General features: G+C 49.6%; 16 protein-coding genes and 1 tRNA gene. 9 read left to right on the plus strand and 8 right to left on the minus strand.

Annotation, left to right across the window (positions count from 1 at the left end; genetic code table 11):
* Positions 1 to 253, minus strand: a 253-nt coding sequence (locus K2H17_RS09780) for a CrcB family protein (protein ID WP_300134209.1), incomplete at its 3' end; no start/stop codon positions are given.
* Between the two features lie 141 nt (positions 254 to 394).
* Between K2H17_RS09780 and K2H17_RS09785 the strand changes: the two genes are divergently transcribed.
* The 6 genes from K2H17_RS09785 to rbr all read left to right on the plus strand — a co-directional run bounded on the left by K2H17_RS09785 (position 395) and on the right by rbr (position 7,350).
* Positions 395 to 1,189 carry an inositol monophosphatase family protein gene (locus K2H17_RS09785; RefSeq protein ID WP_300134211.1) on the plus strand — a complete coding sequence of 265 codons (795 nt, stop codon included), beginning with the start codon at positions 395 to 397 and terminating at the stop codon, positions 1,187 to 1,189.
* Positions 1,186 to 1,626: a PH domain-containing protein gene (locus K2H17_RS09790; RefSeq protein ID WP_300134214.1), complete on the plus strand. Its 441-nt coding sequence runs from the start codon at positions 1,186 to 1,188 to the stop codon at positions 1,624 to 1,626. Before K2H17_RS09785 ends, K2H17_RS09790 begins: the two co-directional genes overlap by 4 nt.
* A 159-nt stretch (positions 1,627 to 1,785) precedes the next feature.
* The gene (gene uvrA / locus K2H17_RS09795) at positions 1,786 to 4,647 is read left to right on the plus strand and encodes an excinuclease ABC subunit UvrA (protein ID WP_300134217.1); all 2,862 of its coding nucleotides are present in this window, start codon (positions 1,786 to 1,788) and stop codon (positions 4,645 to 4,647) included.
* Between the two features lie 78 nt (positions 4,648 to 4,725).
* Positions 4,726 to 5,799 (plus strand): DUF2027 domain-containing protein, encoded by a 1,074-nt coding sequence (locus K2H17_RS09800; RefSeq protein WP_300134220.1) that lies wholly within the window; start codon positions 4,726 to 4,728, stop codon positions 5,797 to 5,799.
* Between the two features lie 32 nt (positions 5,800 to 5,831).
* Complete coding sequence (locus K2H17_RS09805) at positions 5,832 to 6,656, plus strand: EFR1 family ferrodoxin (RefSeq protein WP_300134223.1); 825 nt, start codon at positions 5,832 to 5,834, stop codon at positions 6,654 to 6,656.
* Between the two features lie 112 nt (positions 6,657 to 6,768).
* A complete protein-coding gene (rbr, locus tag K2H17_RS09810) occupies positions 6,769 to 7,350 on the plus strand; it encodes a rubrerythrin (protein WP_300134226.1) in 582 nt (193 codons plus the stop codon).
* Between the two features lie 189 nt (positions 7,351 to 7,539).
* Here rbr and K2H17_RS09815 read toward each other — a convergent pair whose 3' ends face one another.
* The 6 genes from K2H17_RS09815 to K2H17_RS09840 form a co-directional block, all read right to left on the minus strand.
* Positions 7,540 to 7,749: a hypothetical protein gene (locus K2H17_RS09815; protein WP_300134228.1), complete on the minus strand. Its 210-nt coding sequence runs from the start codon at positions 7,747 to 7,749 to the stop codon at positions 7,540 to 7,542.
* Positions 7,724 to 8,299, minus strand: a complete 576-nt coding sequence (locus K2H17_RS09820; RefSeq protein ID WP_300134231.1) for a zeta toxin family protein — start codon at positions 8,297 to 8,299, stop codon at positions 7,724 to 7,726. The genes K2H17_RS09815 and K2H17_RS09820 overlap by 26 nt, the downstream gene beginning before the upstream one ends.
* A 55-nt stretch (positions 8,300 to 8,354) precedes the next feature.
* Positions 8,355 to 10,832 (minus strand): bifunctional UDP-N-acetylmuramoyl-tripeptide:D-alanyl-D-alanine ligase/alanine racemase, encoded by a 2,478-nt coding sequence (locus K2H17_RS09825; RefSeq protein ID WP_300134234.1) that lies wholly within the window; start codon positions 10,830 to 10,832, stop codon positions 8,355 to 8,357.
* Positions 10,832 to 11,824, minus strand: a complete 993-nt coding sequence (locus K2H17_RS09830; RefSeq protein WP_300134236.1) for a GSCFA domain-containing protein — start codon at positions 11,822 to 11,824, stop codon at positions 10,832 to 10,834. Before K2H17_RS09830 ends, K2H17_RS09825 begins: the two co-directional genes overlap by 1 nt.
* Positions 11,825 to 12,267: 443 nt before the next feature.
* Positions 12,268 to 12,603 carry a hypothetical protein gene (locus tag K2H17_RS09835; protein WP_300134239.1) on the minus strand — a complete coding sequence of 112 codons (336 nt, stop codon included), beginning with the start codon at positions 12,601 to 12,603 and terminating at the stop codon, positions 12,268 to 12,270.
* 157 nt (positions 12,604 to 12,760) lie between these two features.
* Positions 12,761 to 13,441, minus strand: coding sequence for a hypothetical protein (locus tag K2H17_RS09840; RefSeq protein WP_300134241.1), 681 nt, complete (start codon positions 13,439 to 13,441; stop codon positions 12,761 to 12,763).
* A gap of 361 nt (positions 13,442 to 13,802) precedes the next feature.
* On the opposite strand from K2H17_RS09840, the gene K2H17_RS09845 reads away from it, so the two are divergent.
* Positions 13,803 to 14,465, plus strand: a complete 663-nt coding sequence (locus tag K2H17_RS09845; protein WP_300134243.1) for a hypothetical protein — start codon at positions 13,803 to 13,805, stop codon at positions 14,463 to 14,465.
* Positions 14,466 to 14,626: 161 nt separating this feature from the next.
* Positions 14,627 to 15,205, plus strand: coding sequence for a Crp/Fnr family transcriptional regulator (locus K2H17_RS09850; RefSeq protein WP_300134246.1), 579 nt, complete (start codon positions 14,627 to 14,629; stop codon positions 15,203 to 15,205).
* Positions 15,206 to 15,556: 351 nt separating this feature from the next.
* On the opposite strand, the gene K2H17_RS09855 is transcribed toward K2H17_RS09850, so the two are convergent.
* Entirely contained in the window at positions 15,557 to 16,051 is a 495-nt protein-coding gene (locus K2H17_RS09855; RefSeq protein WP_363319939.1) for a CPBP family intramembrane glutamic endopeptidase, read from the minus strand.
* Positions 16,052 to 16,529: 478 nt separating this feature from the next.
* On the opposite strand from K2H17_RS09855, the gene K2H17_RS09860 reads away from it, so the two are divergent.
* Positions 16,530 to 16,617, plus strand: a tRNA-Ser gene (locus K2H17_RS09860).
* Position 16,618 lies beyond the last annotated feature (1 nt).

Below are 16,618 nucleotides of genomic sequence, written 5' to 3' on the forward strand. Positions count from 1 at the left end.
TCGAAAACGTTCTGAATCCGCCGCAGAAACCGACTCGGGCCAGCAGGCGCAAGTCCGGCGAAAGCAATGCTCCCCGCTCTGCAAGACCATAGGCTACTCCGATCAGCAGACAGCCGAAGATGTTCACCATAAACGTGCCCCACGGAAACAGAGTCGCGCCAAATTCCTGACGCACCACCTGAGTAAGCCCATAGCGGCACACACCTCCAAGCCCACTGCCGAGAAAGACAATCAAAAAATTCGTCAGATTCATTTTATCACGCTTTTTATCACCGCAAATTTACGAATAATCAACCACTCGCCAAAAACAGACCGCATCCGCCAAACCGAATTGCCATTCAAACGGTTAATGAGACAGATCAGAAACAACACAAATGCACATTTTATGGAAAATATGAAAATACCCACCGCCAATGACGTTATTGAATGCGCGCTAAAAGCGGGTGAGACCGCAATGAAACATTTTCGCAGCGGACATGCGATCGGCATGCACAACAAACTCAACGACAGCGACATTGTGACAATTGCCGACAAGGAGTCGGAAGCCGTCATAAAGAGCTTCATCCGGACAGATTTCCCCTCCCACGCCATTCTCTCAGAAGAATCCGGAGAGACCGACGGCACGGCTGACTACCGCTGGGTGATCGACCCTATTGACGGCACGACCAATTTTTTCGCCGGCATCCCCATCTGGGCGATCAGCATCGGAGTCGAACACCACGGACAGACCGAAATCGGCGTGGTCTATCTTCCCGCAACCGGCGAACTCTTCCATGCCGTCAGAGGCAAGGGCGCTTTTCTCAACAACAAGCCTATCCATGTCTCCGCCGAAACCCGTCTTTCACGCTCTGTGATCTCAACCGGATTTCCGGTTGACAAAGACACCAATCCCGACAACAACCTCGACAATCTCGCAGCCGTCATGCCGCTCGTCAGAGACATTCGCCGCCTCGGATCAGCCGCTGCCGACATGTGTTATGTCGCTGCCGGATTTCAGAACGGCTACTGGGAACTCAACCTCCACGAATGGGATGTCAACGCCGCAAGCCTGATCCTTGAAGAAGCCGGAGGCAAATGCACCCGCTTCCGTCCGGACCGCAACATCTCGCTCGTCTGCGGCTCACCCTCGATCCACGACCAACTGCTTTCACTCCTCAACACCTCCACCCCACATCCCGACCAATCATGAACCAAAAGACCCGACACTACAAATCGGCCTACGGCCTGACATTCTGGGCTACAATTATCATCTCCTGCCTGTGTAGCATGTCTCCGATGCTCGTAGGCGAGTATCTGATTTCAATTGTGGTTACTGTTGCCATGCTGCTATTAATGCTCTATTTCTTTCTGAGCATCAGCTATACCATTAAAGATGACAAACTGATCATTCATGCGCCCTTGCAATCAGGCACCTATCCGATTTCTAAAATCGCAAGCATCAAACCAACCGACTGTATCCTCTCCGCTCCTGCCGGCTCACTCAGAAAACGCATCGCCATCACCTTTACCGACAGGAAAATACTGAAAAGCACTATGCCGCTTATCATCTCCCCCGCCGACCGGAAAGGCTTCATCGAACACCTCCTTGCCATCAATCCGGAGATCCACAACGAAGTCCCGATCTAATCCGGGATGCGAATCATGCCCGCAGTCTGACGAGTGTCTCCCGTCCAGGCTGTTTCGCTCTGTTTCGCTTAGTGAATTTTTGTTAGAATCGCATCCCTCTGTCAGATATTCAGGAAAAATTGCGTAACTTTGTATGTTACATTTGAATGGACCTGAATAATGCAGAACGAACAAAATATAATAGTATTAGGAGCCAAGGTCAACAATCTCAAAGATGTTGACGTAGAGATTCCCCGCGGAAAACTCGTTGTGATTACGGGCGTTTCGGGTTCGGGAAAATCGTCGCTCGCTTTTGACACCCTCTATGCCGAGGGCCAGCGCCGCTATGTTGAAAGTCTCAGCAGCTACGCCCGCCAGTTCATGGGCAAGATGCCGAAGCCTGAGTGCAAAGCCATTCTCGGACTTCCACCGGCAATAGCCATCGAGCAGAAGGTCAATACACGCAACCCGCGAAGCACCGTCGGGACTTCAACCGAAATCTATGACTATCTGCGTCTGCTTTTCGGTCGCGTCGGCCACACGTTTTCGCCGATCAGCGGAGAGGAGGTCAAAAAACACACCATTGACGATGTTGTCGGCTTCGCCCTCACCTATCCCGAAGGGTCGCGCATGGCAATCACCGCCCCGGTGACTCTTCCTGAAGGACGAAAATTCGCCTCTCAGCTTGACGTATACCTGAAAGCGGGCTATTCACGCCTTGTCAGCGAAGGTGATTTCATCGAGATTGACGAACTTCTGGCTCAGGTGCGCAACGGCAAGGAGGAGGATTTCAATCCCTCGGACTATGAGCTGCTTGTCGACCGTCTGGCAGTCTCCTCGGAAGCCGATGAGCAGAGCCGTCTGCGCGACTCTGTCGAAAGCGCCTTTTTCGAAGGCCGCGACCGCTTGAAAATCCATGTCTGGACCTCTGACGGCCTTGTATCAAAAGAATTTTCACGCGTATTCGAGGCCGACGGCATGAAATTCGAGGTCCCGACCGACATGATGTTCAATTTCAACAATCCTGTCGGCGCCTGCCCCACATGCGAGGGCTTCGGAAAGGTGCTCGGTATTGACGAACGTCTTGTCATCCCGAACAACACGCTCTCCATCTATGACAACGCCGTTGCCTGTTGGCGCGGCGACAAGATGAGCGAGTGGAAAAAGATTTTCATCGCCGACTCCGCCCAGTTCGGATTTCCGATCCACAAACCGTATCTCGACCTCAGCGAAAAAGAAAAAGATCTGCTCTGGCACGGCCCTTCAGCCGAGGAGCTCGCCCGTCCGGGTGTGAGGCTTACCTACGGAGACTTCCCCTCGATCGACCGCTTTTTCAAAATGGTAGACGAGAATCTCTACAAGATACAGTATCGCGTCATGAAAGCCCGCTATCAGGGCAAGACCGTATGCCCCACCTGCCACGGCTCGCGCCTTAAAAAGACTGCGTCCTATGTCAAAGTCGGAGGCGCTACGATCGGCGAGCTGGTCACCATGCCCGTCTGCCGTCTGATCGAGTTTTTCCGCTCACTTCAGCTCGACGCCAACGATGCCGCAATTGCCGGACGTCTTCTCAAAGAGATCAACAACCGCATCTCCTACCTTGAAGAAGTCGGCCTCGGCTATCTGACTCTCGACCGCCTCTCCTCCACCCTTTCAGGCGGTGAAAGCCAGCGCATCAATCTCGCTACATCGCTCGGCAGCAGCCTTGTCGGCTCCCTCTATATCCTCGACGAACCCTCGATCGGACTGCACTCGCGCGACACCGAACGGCTCATCGCCGTATTGAAAAAACTGCGCGACCTGGGCAACACCGTGGTTGTTGTCGAGCATGATGAAGAGATCATGCGTGCCGCCGACTATCTGATTGACGTCGGCCCCGACGCCGGACGCCTCGGAGGCACCATCATCTATCAGGGCGACCCTGCCGAACTGGTCCCCTCGCAGGCCAGAGAGACAACACCTCTGAGCTATACCGCCCGCTATCTGACAGGCGCTCTTTCGATCCCCACCCCTCACCAACGGCGCAAATGGCGCGATTCAATCGAGGTGATAGGCGCGAAAGAACACAATCTCAAGGACATCGACGTCAAGTTTCCGCTCGGAGTCATGACCGTTGTGACAGGTGTCAGCGGCTCAGGAAAGTCCACTCTCGTGCGTGACATCCTCTTCCGCTCCCTCAACCGCCATCTCGGCAACTCAGGTGATGCTCCGGGAACCTTCCGCAAGCTCCAGGGAGATCTGTCGCGGATCAAAAACGTAGAGTTTGTCGACCAGAACCCCATCGGCAAATCATCACGTTCAAACCCCGCAACCTACCTGAAGGCCTTTGACGAAATCCGCAAACTCTTTGCCTCGACCCAAGGAGCGAAACAGATGGGCTACTCAGCCTCCGACTTCTCCTTCAACTCCGAAGGAGGCCGCTGCGAGGAGTGTAAAGGCGACGGTTACATCACGATCGAAATGCAGTTCATGGCCGACATCACTGTCCCCTGCGAGTCATGCCATGGCAAACGCTATCAGAAAGAAATTCTTGAGATCGAGTACCGCGGCAAAAACATCTATGACATCCTTGAGATGACCATCAACCAGGCCATCGAGTTTTTCGGCGAAGAAGCCGGGACGCAGGAAAAACGCATCATCAAGCGCCTCAAACCGCTTCAGGATGTCGGTCTGGGCTACATCAAGATCGGACAGAACTCATCGTCGCTCTCCGGCGGTGAAAACCAGCGTGTCAAACTCGCATCGTTCTTCGCCGAAGAGAAACCGGAACCCACGCTCTACATTTTCGACGAACCGACCACAGGCCTGCACTTCCATGACATCGCAACGCTGATGAAATCCTTTGACCGGCTTATCGCAATGGGCCATACCATCCTCATCATCGAGCACAACATGGACGTGATCAAATGTGCCGACCATATCATCGACATCGGTCCTGACGGCGGCGATGCCGGAGGCAATCTCGTGGCCTGCGGTACCCCCGAACAGATCGCTGCCAATCCCGACTCTTACACCGGCACTTTCCTCAAAGAGAAATTATAATCACATATTACAAAACTAAGTTACTTTGTAAAAACATAATACGTTTTTTAGAGTTACTTATAAAAAGACAATAATATCATGGCAAAAATAGGTGATCGTGTCCGCTTCCTCAACTCAGTCGGAGGCGGCATCATCAGAAAAATAGAAGGAAATATCGCTTACGTTGACGACGACGGCTTTGAAACCCCGACCCTCCTGCGCGAATGTGTGGTTGTCGAAGAAGCTGCCGCCACAGAGAAAAAAGTAGCACTGACGCAGGATGCGGTAAAACCGGCTCCGGCAGTCTCGTCACCGGCCTCAGCGAAAAGCACCGGATCAGCCGCGGTCCCTGCGCCGGAAGAGACTCCCGAAGGCGAAAAACTCAATGTGGTCTTGGCCTACGAACCGGCTGACATCAAGCATCTCAACACAACCACCTTTGATGTCTACCTGGTCAACGATTCCAACTACTATCTCTATTTCACTTATCTCACACGCGCCGACGAAGCCGCAGGCTGGACCACCCGCTATGCAGGAATCGTCGAGCCGAACATCCAAGTGTTTCTCGAAGAGATCACCGGTGCCGACCTGCCTTCGATGGACCGCATCGCCGTGCAGATGATCGCGTTCAAGTCTGACCGTGAATTCCGCGTCAAAGCCCCCGTGGCAGTCGAAACAGCTCTTGACACCACCAAATTCTTCAAACTCCACTGCTTCCACAGCAACGTCTATTTCGACAAGGATGTCATAGCCGTGGACATCGTGACCAATGACATTCCCCGCAAGCGCATGGTCATCGACTCATCTCGCATCGAGGAAGGACTGAAAGCCAAGAAAGCCGTCGACCGCCCATCACGCAAACCGGTGCAGAAAAAAGCCACCACAAAGCGTCCCGATGTAATTGAGGTAGACCTGCACATCTCCGAACTGGTCGATACCACAGCCGGACTCTCCCCCGCCGACATACTGAATCTCCAGATCGACGAATTCCGCAAGGTGATGGACAGCAATCTCAAACACAAGGGCCAGAAAATAGTCTTCATCCACGGCAAAGGCGAAGGAGTCCTCCGCGCGGCGCTCATGAAGGAGCTCAACCACCGCTATAAAGGCCATCAGGTGCAGGACGCTTCCTTCCGCGAATATGGATTCGGCGCAACACAGGTGACAATCTGACAGAGAAACGGCCTCCAAAATCACGCACCTCTATGATCCTATGGTTTTCAGGTACAGGCAATTCGAGATACGTCGCCGAACGCCTCGCCGCCGAACTCGGACAGCCGCTGCGCAGACTCGGTACTGAGCTGCGCGGCGGCAGTCTCACCATGCCCTCAGGCGACACGACCGTCATCTGGGTATGCCCGGTCTACTCCTGGGGTATTCCGCCCTATGTCCGGTCGATCATTCAGACATTGGAGATCAACCCGCTCCCGGCCATCCACCACCTTGTGCTCACCTGCGGCGATGACTGCGGACTGGCCGCAGACATGTGGCGCAAGGATCTGGCTGCCCGTTCGTGGCGGGCAGGCCTGGCATTTTCAGTAACAATGCCCAACAACTACGTGTGCATGAGCGGCTTTGACGTTGACCCTCAGCCGCTGGCCGAGGAAAAACTCTCCGCAGCCCCGCAGCGTATTCTGGAAATAGCCGGGAAAATAGCCTCTTTCAGCACCACTGACGGAAAAATCCGCACGAAAGCCGCCGACGATATCATCCGCGGGCGCTTCGCATGGATCAAAACCAGAATTATCTATCCCTGGTTCGTGCGCTACGCCACGTCGCCGAAACCGTTCCGCCACACGAACGCCTGCATCTCCTGCGGCAAATGCGCGGCCATCTGCCCGCTGCGCAACATAAGCATGCAACCGGCCCCCGACACTCCATCAGCCAACGACAGCCGCCGGCGCAGATATCCGCAATGGCAGTCTGATTGCGCCGCCTGTCTTGCCTGCTACCACGTCTGTCCACGCCATGCGGTAATGTACGGCGGCAAGACAAAAGACAAAGGACAATACATGAATCCTCTTGTCTGAAGATAAGCCCGACTTGACCGATATTTTCTCCGGCGGTGAACAAAGGGAGGTTTATAGATGTTGTTATAACATAATCCTCAATTAACATCAACATCTACAATTCTCAGAACTTATGGAGAAAAAATCAATAAAAGGCACCAAGACCGAACACAATCTTCTCGCCTCGTTTGCCGGTGAAAGCCAGGCCCGCTCGCGCTACACTCTTTTCGCTAAAAAAGCCCGTGAGGAAGGCTATGAACAGATAGCCCGCGTGTTCCTGATCACCGCCGAGCAGGAACTCAGTCATGCCGAACTTTTCTTCTCCCGTCTTGAAGGCGGAGTGGTCACCATCAACGCCGGCTATCCCGCCGGAGTCGTGGCCGACACCATCACCAACCTTCGCGAAGCCGCCGCAGGCGAGCGTGAAGAGTGGAGCGATCTCTATTCTTCCTTCGCATCGACCGCCGAGGAAGAAGGCTTCAAAGACATCGCAGTCCTGTTCAAGATGGTAGCCAAAGTTGAAATCGAACACGAACAGCGCTACCTCCGCCTGCTCGACCGTCTCACAAACGGCCAGGAATTCTCCGGAGAGGAGGAGGAAGAATGGCAGTGCATGCACTGCGGCTATGTCCACAAAGGCAAATCAGCCCCCAAGCGCTGCCCCGTCTGCGGAAAAGAACAAGGCTACTTCGAACGCAAAGCCGAGAACTATTGATCGGCACTCTATCCGATTCTTAGAGGTTGTTTAAAACCAAGCGCTTATACCCTTCTTCAATCCAATAGCCAAGCGTCCGGTCTCTTTCAGAAAGAGCCGGGCGCTGTCTTTTTCCCAACACAAAAGCGGTCCGCCTCTGCGACCAATCCCCAAAAAGGATTTAGGGCGCAAAGACGGATCTTCTACATTCTAATTCTTTGAAATCTCTTCGACAGCTTCCATCAGGAAATGGTCAAGTGCATCTTTTGCCGACATAGAGTAGACGGTCCCGTCGTCATGGGCATAGACCACAGTCTGACCCTTGACGACCTTATCCAGAAGACACTTTTCAACAGCAATCTCCATCCCGCGTGCAATCCTTTCGGATACGCTTTCAGTCTCCTTGCGTCTTTCCATCATTTTTAATTCGTTCATATATTTCGGGGGCTAAAGTCAGGGTTTCATTCGCCACCACTCGCGGGCGGCAACGGGTATTGTCGATAATAGTCCAGCTGTCAACAATCGGCATAAACAGATTGAACAGGTTGTCAATGCCATGATGATAGCGTCTCACGATCACGTCAGTGGGTATGTTATGTCCTCCCTCGCTGACTCTTTGGGCAACACGTCTGATGGCCAGCTGCGGAGAGGACAGCCAGATATAAAGCAAATGCACAAGATATCCGAGTTTGTGGGCCTTGGAGACCAGGGCATGGTAACTGCGGGTAGCGAGTGTGGTCTCTATCGCAAAAGTGATCCCCTTGTGCAGCAATTCTTCTATTCGGCCGAGCATGATGCGCCCGGCCTCCATGCTCACACTTTCCGGATGGAAAGGAGAAAGGCCTTTGGCTATCTCATCGGCATTTACAAATTGTTGACAGTCAAGGACGTCAGGCAAAAGTGTGAATGAGGCCGTGGTTTTCCCGGCGCCATTACAACCGGCGATGATGTACAAACTTGGCGATTTCATAATTCAGTCGTGTTGGTTTAAGTAGTGATTCGTGTGTTTTATATATTGGATCCGTTCACTCCCGGTAATAGACGCGTTTGACGCGCTGGGAGACGGAGGTGAGTACTTCATAGGGGATCGTGCCGAGGACTTCGGCCAGATCGTCGACGGGCATGTTCTCTCCGAAGATCTCCACCCTGTCGCCGACCTTGACACCGTCCACGTCAGTGACATCGATCATGCAGGCATCCATGCAGATGCTTCCGACTGTCGGACATTTGACTCCGTTGACCATCACCGATATGTTGCCATAGCCGAAATGACGGTTGATGCCGTCGGCATAGCCCACAGGTATGGTGGCAATGACCGACTGACGGCGCAGGACTCCACGGCGGTTATAGCCGATGGTGGTTCCGGCAGGCCAGTTTTTCAGCGAGATGATGACGGTGTTGAGCGATGAAACCGGGCGCAGATCGTCCTGCGAACCGTCGTGCATGGTTCTGACACCATAGAGACCGATTCCAAGACGCACCATGTCGAGCTGATGTTCCGGGAAGCGGGTGATTCCGGTTGAGTTCAGTATATGGCGCATGATTTTCCGCTCAGGGAAAGCTGATGTCAGAATCTCGCAGCACTCGTCGAAATAGCGGAACTGCATTTGAGTGTAGTCGTCCTCCTGCGGGTCATCGGCAGCACACAGATGAGAGAAAATCGAACGCGGGACCACATTGTCCTGGCTCTTCAGCAACTCGATCAGCGCCGGAAGATCTTCTTTCAGGAAGCCAAGACGGTGCATTCCGGAATCAATCTTGATATGCACCGGATAGGAGACGACTCCGTAGCGCTTGGCTTCGCGGATCAGGGCTTTCAGGAAATCGAAGCTGTAAATCTCCGGTTCAAGCCTGTCGGCAAACAAGGCCTGGAAGTTCTCAACCGTAGGATTGAGCACCAGAATCGGCATCGTAATGCCTGCGCGGCGCAGATCGGCACCTTCGTCGTGGACTGCCACGGCAAGATATGAGGCTCCCTGGGCCTGCAATGTGCGGGCCAGTTCATGAGATCCGGCCCCATAGCCTGAGGCTTTGATCATGCAGGCGATCGCTGTTGTGGGCTTGATCCGCGAGCGGAATGCATTGAAGTTTGAGACAATGGCATCAAGATTTATCTCCAGCACCGTCTCATGCTGACGGGCCTCCAGCAGTTCGCAGATTCTTGCGAAACCGAAGTGGGGAGCGCCCTTGACAAGCACGAGCTCATTGCTGAAATCTGCTGTTGTCTTATCGGCGAGAAATTCTTCTGTCGTGGCAAAAAACTCTGTTTCGCCGCTGAAACAGTCCTTATGGGCCGACAACTCAGGCCCGACTCCGATGACACGGCTGACGCCGGCCACGGCAAGCAGCCGGCCCATGCTCGAATAGAGGTCCGAAAGATCCGCATCGGCATCATGCATCAGATCGCTGACAATGACCGTGGCTGTGCAGTCGGGACTCATGCGCCGTTTCATGAAATCCAGGGCGGGAGCCAACGAATTGAAGTCACTGGTATAATTGTCATGGATAAGCAGACAGCCGCTGACACCCTCGATGACTTCAAGACGCGTACCGACCGGAGTCAATGCCCCCATCCGGCTGCGGATCACCTCCGGTGAAATTCCGAGGCAGAGCATGACCGCCAGACAGTGGATCGCATTCTCCAGTTCATGCTCTCCGGCAAAGGGAATGGAAATTTCCCTGACATCACCACCTTTATATTTATAGCGGAATGTGGTCAAACCGTCACTCCGCTCTATGTCGCTGACATAAAGCATTGCTTCCGGATTCGAGCGCGACCATCCGATTGTCAGAGGCGCTTCCTTGACACAGCGGCTGACCAACGGATCGTCGGCATTATAGACCACACACTCACAGCCGTCAAGCAGGAGTGCTTTTTCACTGCACTTCTGCCCTATCGACTCAAAACCTGAGCTGTGGGCCGGACCGATATTGGTGAACACTCCGATGCGGGGAGCAAGAATCTCTTTCAGCCTGGCCATTTCTCCCGGCTGAGAGATTCCGGCTTCGAAGAGGCCGAGATCTGTCTTGTCGGTAAGCTGCCAGACCGACAGAGGCACGCCGATCTGTGAATTATAGCTGCGCGGGCTGCGGATTATCTCCATATCACCCTGCAAAAGCTGGTTGAGCCATTCTTTGACAGTTGTCTTGCCTCGGCTGCCGGTAATTCCGACAACAGGAATGTCATAACAGCGGCGATGATGTGCGGCCAAAGCCTGCAAAGCCCTCAACGGCGAGTCAACATAGAGCAGATTGGCTTCCGCCATCTCTCCTGAGGGTGTGAAGCCATCCGCAACAACAAAGTTACGGACTCCGCGGTCATAAAGCTGTTTTATATATCTGTGACCGTCCCCTGAAGCTGTGGTAAGAGCGAAAAACAATGTGTCGGACGGATATGTCAGTGAGCGGCTGTCGGTCAACAGTCGTGATATTTTGGAATCGGCCCCGGCGACAGATGAAGCCGAACCGATGATTCTTGCTATTTCAGAAATGGTATAGTCCATTATTGACATAATGTATTCTTATCATAATAACGCCTTACGGCGTCTGTGAGTTCTGGATAACGGCCCGTAAAAGTCTGTATGGCGCGTTCCCGCGCCATATTCTCGCGAGATTCGGCCTCCGGAGAGGATGCCATGACCCGATGCGACAACCGACGGGTCAGCACACGGGCTTCAACCACGATCCCGGCTGTCGCGGGAGTGAAATATGACTCGCCGAAAATCTCATAGATATAATCCACGGCCTGTGGCGAGGGATGCTTCATGTCTTCGGCATAGAAACGATAGTCGCGGAGATCGTCCATCATGATCTCATAGGACGGGAAATAGCTCACGCACTCTCCACCGAAATGTCTGACGACATCGTCGACAGCCAGAAGAAGCGTCGACTTGATCAGCTGGTTGCCGTGGGCGCCCGCTTCAAGATAGCGCAGCGGACTGACCGTGAAGATAACCCGCGCCTCCGGATTGCATTCTCTGATCAGACGGACACAATCTTTCAGCGCACCGGCTGTCTCTTCGAGTCCAAGGAAGCGGCTCTCAAACTCCCCTCCCGGCAGTTTATGGCAATTGGCCACGACGCTGTCCGAGGCAAGGTGACGGAACACTCTCGTAGTTCCAAGGGTAAGAATCACCACCGACCCTTTCAGCAAGGCCTCATGACCCTCGTTGACAGCCGCAGTCATCGCCTTGGCCGTCTGCTCACGGTCATGGCCGGAAAGGCGCGAATGAAACATGAAACTGTGAAACCGTCCCTCTCGTTCAAACAGATCGTCAGGCCGGACCGTCATGTTGCATCTGAGTATCTCCAGTGACCTGAGCACTGACAGAGGATTGTAGACAGGCCCGAAAGGATTGACCACGGCATCGAAAAGATCATCACAAAGGCGTTGTCCGATGTTGTCAGTAAAACAAGATCCCAGCAGAAGCATGGTTTCGCCGTGATTCACAAGACCTTGAAATCTAAGCGGACGTATGACTGTTCGAAAATCCATTTTTTGCATTCTCTGATTTGCGACCCGACTCCTCCTGAGAAAATCCGGAAGAAGCCTGTATCCCTAAGAAGAATTGATGTGATTGACAAAATTACTAATAATCTTCCGAACTCCCACCCAAAAAACCTCACAAAAAACAACCGCCGAAAAATGAATGGTGATTAGCGATTCGCCACATCCCGCACAAGGAATCTCCTCTTCTTTTATATTTGGATAGCATCCCTGTCTATAACTATCGTTCGGCTTACCATCCACAAAACATTTTCCGTAAGCCTTGCCGTATTTGCCGCAAGGCTTTACTATTTAAACTAAAACATTCTATCTCGATTAGGATCCAGGCGTCTTTCTTCGCTTGAAGAGCGAGCTAAACCTAACTCCCACTCTTTTTACCCAAATGGAGTTCGCTTGCTATAATACGCGCTGAATATATTATCGCTTGAATGCTATTTTTTTGAATTGAATAATGGTTTTAGGGCGCTTTGGATTGCTTCCCGAACATCATCAGCTTCTGTTTCACCTTGGCCCTCTGCCGTGCAGGTGCAAATTGGACGCTGTGTATATGCTGATATAAACTGAATTGTAACCTCTATGGAATATCCGAGGTTGACATTTCTGCGACCAGTTTCGCCAAAGTTCACAATCATTGTTTCTTTTGCGTTGTTAGGGTTCACCTCATTGACTTGGATAAATCCATTCTTAAAAAGAATACCCGATATTAGAGAGGCTGGATTTATAGATTTGGTGGCTCCTCCGTAAACACCATATTGATTGCCATACACTCCGGAATTTGATGTGTAATCTCCCGTGGGTGATATATAGAAATAATGATAATTTTCAATCGAATCATCGTAAGTGTGGATGACAGGAGGGCGCATCGACGCGCACCCACTCAACATGCAGATTGCCAATAAGGAGATTAGGCTTGTGTAAACGTATTTATAAATCCTCTCCATTCGCACGATTGTATTCGTTATCGTAAAACATGGTTATGTAGTACTTGCCGTATATTTCAGAAATCATAAACCATACGGGCTTTTTGGAACATAAATCCATCATATAATCAAGTGACATCTTCATTAGCGCATTTTGCGTTTCTTCTGTTGGATTCGCAAGTTCTTCAGCCGTATATTTCTCCAAGATGATAGGCATTAATTTTTCTCGCAATAATGTCGTGTCTGACAATTCTGCTGGTTGCTGATAGAAGATAGCCTCATATCGCTTGTTTTTTACACTAATTTCGTAGGATATGTCTTCATCATCAGGTATAAGTTCATTACCTAAAGACATATATTTTGGATTCTTTTCAAATTGGCGACACAGATTGTTGAATCTGATTTGAATTGAGCGTTCATCGACAGGATTAGCATCGCATAACATTATTCGGCATACCTTATCGCCATTTGTTGCTATGTGAAGATTTACCTCCATACCATTAAATGTCCCTTCCAAAACATCCTTGTTATAGGAATTGACACGAAAGCCCTTTGCCTTGAGCTTTTGAATCATGGCAGACTTACTGCCATCAACAGGAATTCCGAGGAACTGCGTTACGTCTTTTTGAGCGTATGCACAGATGGCAAACAAAACGAAGATAACGCCAACTATTATCTTTTTCATATTCTGATGTAAGCGCACCTCAGTTCCCATAAGTGCAATTAAAAATTAAGAAGCGTGGAACTGTAATGCCACGTCTTAATGCGAAGGTGGTAGGAATACCTTGATGAGCAGATGTGGGAATAACAGCCCCACGCATATGCGTGGAGACTATTACGCCATCTCTTGCTCATGTGAATAAAGTTTCCTACGCTTTTCGCATACAAGAAGAAGACATAACGCCTCTTTTTTCAAAATGTCTTGATGGGACTACTCCCAATCAACGGCAAAGTTACGACTTTTTGTGTCGCAAGTCAATAGGCTGGCGAAAAAATAAGATTGGTCCGATCTTAGATATATACATCTATAACGAATTTGAAAAATTATGGATATACTGAATCCCAACAAACTATTCGAAAACGTCCGAAAGGCGACACGTCTGATGTTTGAGTTCCAAAAACGAATGCAGGGCACAATGTTTCATATCAAATCGGAACTAAAATTACTTCCTCCAGGGAGAATTGAGGTCAACAAACTGTACTCAAGAGCCCCTCGCCAAAGCAAAGACTATGGAGAAAGTCAATTGCAATACGAAAATTGGGCTTGGGATTATATATATCCCCAAGCGATGGAGTATTATCTTGGGGAAAAGAGTATCGCCGATTTTGATTTTAAGCTGTCTGCAATCCAGCTCGCCGATGATGGTTACTATCTTGCAGTTCAAAATTCGACAAATGCACATATACTTCGTACTGAAACCTATGCCGATGTCTCTCAAAGCACAAGTTGGATTCTATTCGTTATGGAGATAAAACCCAACTCGTCTGAATGGGCAAAAAGATGGAATCGAGATTCAATGGAGTCAAACCTCAATAAATGGATGTCTGAAACAGACTCCATTATCCATGAGATAACAAGTTCTGGTTCTGATTTTATCATAATGAAATTTCCTATGCAAGAAATCATCTCGGAAAACACTTTAAACAGAACTCTTAATATCGTTTCAAAGTGCGTTTCCGATATCTCAGGAATATCAATAATGTCTTAATCTTAACAACATATTAGATCTCAGCATGGTGACTTTGGTCAAAGTTCAGCCAAAGCGCAGGTTCAAGACTGATGCTCTGCTTCTTTATTTTACCGATGTAAAAATCTTAGGATTTTTATCTAAATTTGCAAATGAATAAACACCGGCAGATTAAAACGATAATGGATGAATTCAACCCTTATATAACGAATGTCGATATTGATTATTGGCGCGAACTATGCGTCAGGGAGGGTGAATTGCGCCATTATGAAACAGGGGATTTTTTCGTGGAAGCGGGCAGAACAGGCCGTTATATCGGTTTTGTCAAAGAAGGTACTCTTAAATATATCGCTGTCGATTCGGAAGGCAACGAACATATAATCAATCTGGAATTTGCCGGGGAGTTTGTGGCTGATTTCCCAAATTCCATCTATGGAGTGGCCTCAAAAATTTCTATCAGGGCAAATTCCCCATGCGAGATTCATTGTGTCCCGACTACTACGCTACGTAATCGTCTGTATGCTGACAAAGATTTTCAGTCTATCGTGGCCAGGGCAAGTGAACAACTGTTCCAACAAGTTTACGACAGACTTATTGAATCATACACCTATACTCCTGTTCAAAGGTACGAACAATTGATTTCTAAATATCCGCGATTGTTTGAATTGTTCCAGCTCAAAGACATCGCTTCTTTCTTACGAATCACTCCGGGCCATCTCAGCCGATTACGAAAAGGGATAAGAGAGAATAACCATACTTAAGCAACTATTGAAAATTAATTTATACTTGATGCGAGGGGTATTTCGAGGAAAATACCTGGTATAAGAACTGATGAAGGCAATATTGAAATCATCGGTAAAGGGAGTCCACAGATTTATATCAACGGACGACGCATGCTTGACCGTTCTGAACTGGAACGTATATCCTCAAAAGATATTCAGAGCGTTGAGATTCTTTCCAATCCCGGTGCGAAATATGGTGCTGACGTAAAATCTGTAATCCTGATCAAAACTGTCAGAAAGCAAGGCGATGGCTTAAGCGGCTCGGTTGAGCCATTTGTCACAGCCAAAATCATAGACGCTTATAATGTATTTGAACCAGCCGTCAGGAGTTTAGAACTTCCAGACCGGATAGCCGAAAACCTTGGTTTCGTTCTTTCTCTTATACCATACCGTTAGTCCGACTGCCAAAAGGATGCTAATTACACGAGTAATATTGGAAATAAGACCACCGGCAGCTACTTCGGTACCCACCATTGAGAATATAACCCAAGCACCATTCATCAATATATGTAGTCCAACAGGAACCCATAAATTGAAATTCCATTCTACATACATCCAACTGAAATATACTGCACCTATAAATGTAACACCGAAAGCAGCAAGCGATGAAATAACATCATGTCCTTGATAAAGATGTATAGATCCAAATAAAAGTGCGGGCAATATTACAGCCCAAAAGAATCCGGTCTTTGCATAACGAAAAAGTAATCCGAACATAAATGCTCTGAACACAAATTCTTCCATAAATCCGGGGAAAACACTTTTCCTTAAAATAAGAGAAAGAGTTGTGGCGGAGTTGAAAGAGCCGAGAATTGGGAATATAATATAGAGAGGGAGAACTCAGATTAGGGAAATAAAAAATCCTTTGGCAATATTACCACTTATGCCGAGGAAAGAGCATAGTTCTTTGGGCTTTATAACAAATAATGTCAGGATTATAACCGCTATAAACATTATTGAGTATCCTACAATAAATTTCGATAATGATGCAGAATGTAATCCTAATAATGCCGTAACTCTCCAAGCCTGATCATATACAACCATAAGAAGTACACAGGCCACGATAGAAAAAAGTATCTTTGTAGATTTTGACGTAAGCTTAAGCATAAGGCGATGAGTTCGTTTTCGATGCAAAATTATAGCAAAATCGGAGTATTTACATAAGTCAAAACATAGTAATTCAGGGCAACCTCAAAAAAATTTGCACAATCCGAAAATTCTCCCTACCTTTGCATCCGTTAAAGCCCGGTCAGCGTATCTGAAACGGATTTCGAAGACCGCAGAGAAAAACGACTGACTCAATGGAGTGATGCTCGAGTGGCTGAAGAGGCACGCCTGGAAAGCGTGTATACGTCAAAAGCGTATCGCGAGTTCGAATCTCGCTCACTCCGC

Origin of the sequence: Duncaniella sp. (assembly GCF_029054785.1) — a bacterium.
In the GTDB taxonomy this organism is placed as follows: Bacteria; Bacteroidota; Bacteroidia; order Bacteroidales; family Muribaculaceae; genus Duncaniella.

Bases quoted from the DNA above. Each gene is read 5' to 3' on its own strand.
- K2H17_RS09800 (WP_300134220.1), top strand. From the start codon at position 4,726: ATGGCAAAAATAGGTGATCGTGTCCGCTTCCTCAACTCAGTCGGAGGC.
- K2H17_RS09815 (WP_300134228.1), bottom strand. From the start codon at position 7,749: ATGATGGAAAGACGCAAGGAGACTGAAAGCGTATCCGAAAGGATTGCA.
- uvrA (WP_300134217.1), top strand. From the start codon at position 1,786: ATGCAGAACGAACAAAATATAATAGTATTAGGAGCCAAGGTCAACAAT.
- K2H17_RS09845 (WP_300134243.1), top strand. From the start codon at position 13,803: ATGGATATACTGAATCCCAACAAACTATTCGAAAACGTCCGAAAGGCG.
- K2H17_RS09805 (WP_300134223.1), top strand. From the start codon at position 5,832: ATGATCCTATGGTTTTCAGGTACAGGCAATTCGAGATACGTCGCCGAA.
- K2H17_RS09850 (WP_300134246.1), top strand. From the start codon at position 14,627: ATGGATGAATTCAACCCTTATATAACGAATGTCGATATTGATTATTGG.
- K2H17_RS09825 (WP_300134234.1), bottom strand. From the start codon at position 10,832: ATGGACTATACCATTTCTGAAATAGCAAGAATCATCGGTTCGGCTTCA.
- rbr (WP_300134226.1), top strand. From the start codon at position 6,769: ATGGAGAAAAAATCAATAAAAGGCACCAAGACCGAACACAATCTTCTC.
- K2H17_RS09785 (WP_300134211.1), top strand. From the start codon at position 395: ATGAAAATACCCACCGCCAATGACGTTATTGAATGCGCGCTAAAAGCG.
- K2H17_RS09790 (WP_300134214.1), top strand. From the start codon at position 1,186: ATGAACCAAAAGACCCGACACTACAAATCGGCCTACGGCCTGACATTC.
- K2H17_RS09840 (WP_300134241.1), bottom strand. From the start codon at position 13,441: ATGAAAAAGATAATAGTTGGCGTTATCTTCGTTTTGTTTGCCATCTGT.
- K2H17_RS09830 (WP_300134236.1), bottom strand. From the start codon at position 11,824: ATGGATTTTCGAACAGTCATACGTCCGCTTAGATTTCAAGGTCTTGTG.
- K2H17_RS09820 (WP_300134231.1), bottom strand. From the start codon at position 8,299: ATGAAATCGCCAAGTTTGTACATCATCGCCGGTTGTAATGGCGCCGGG.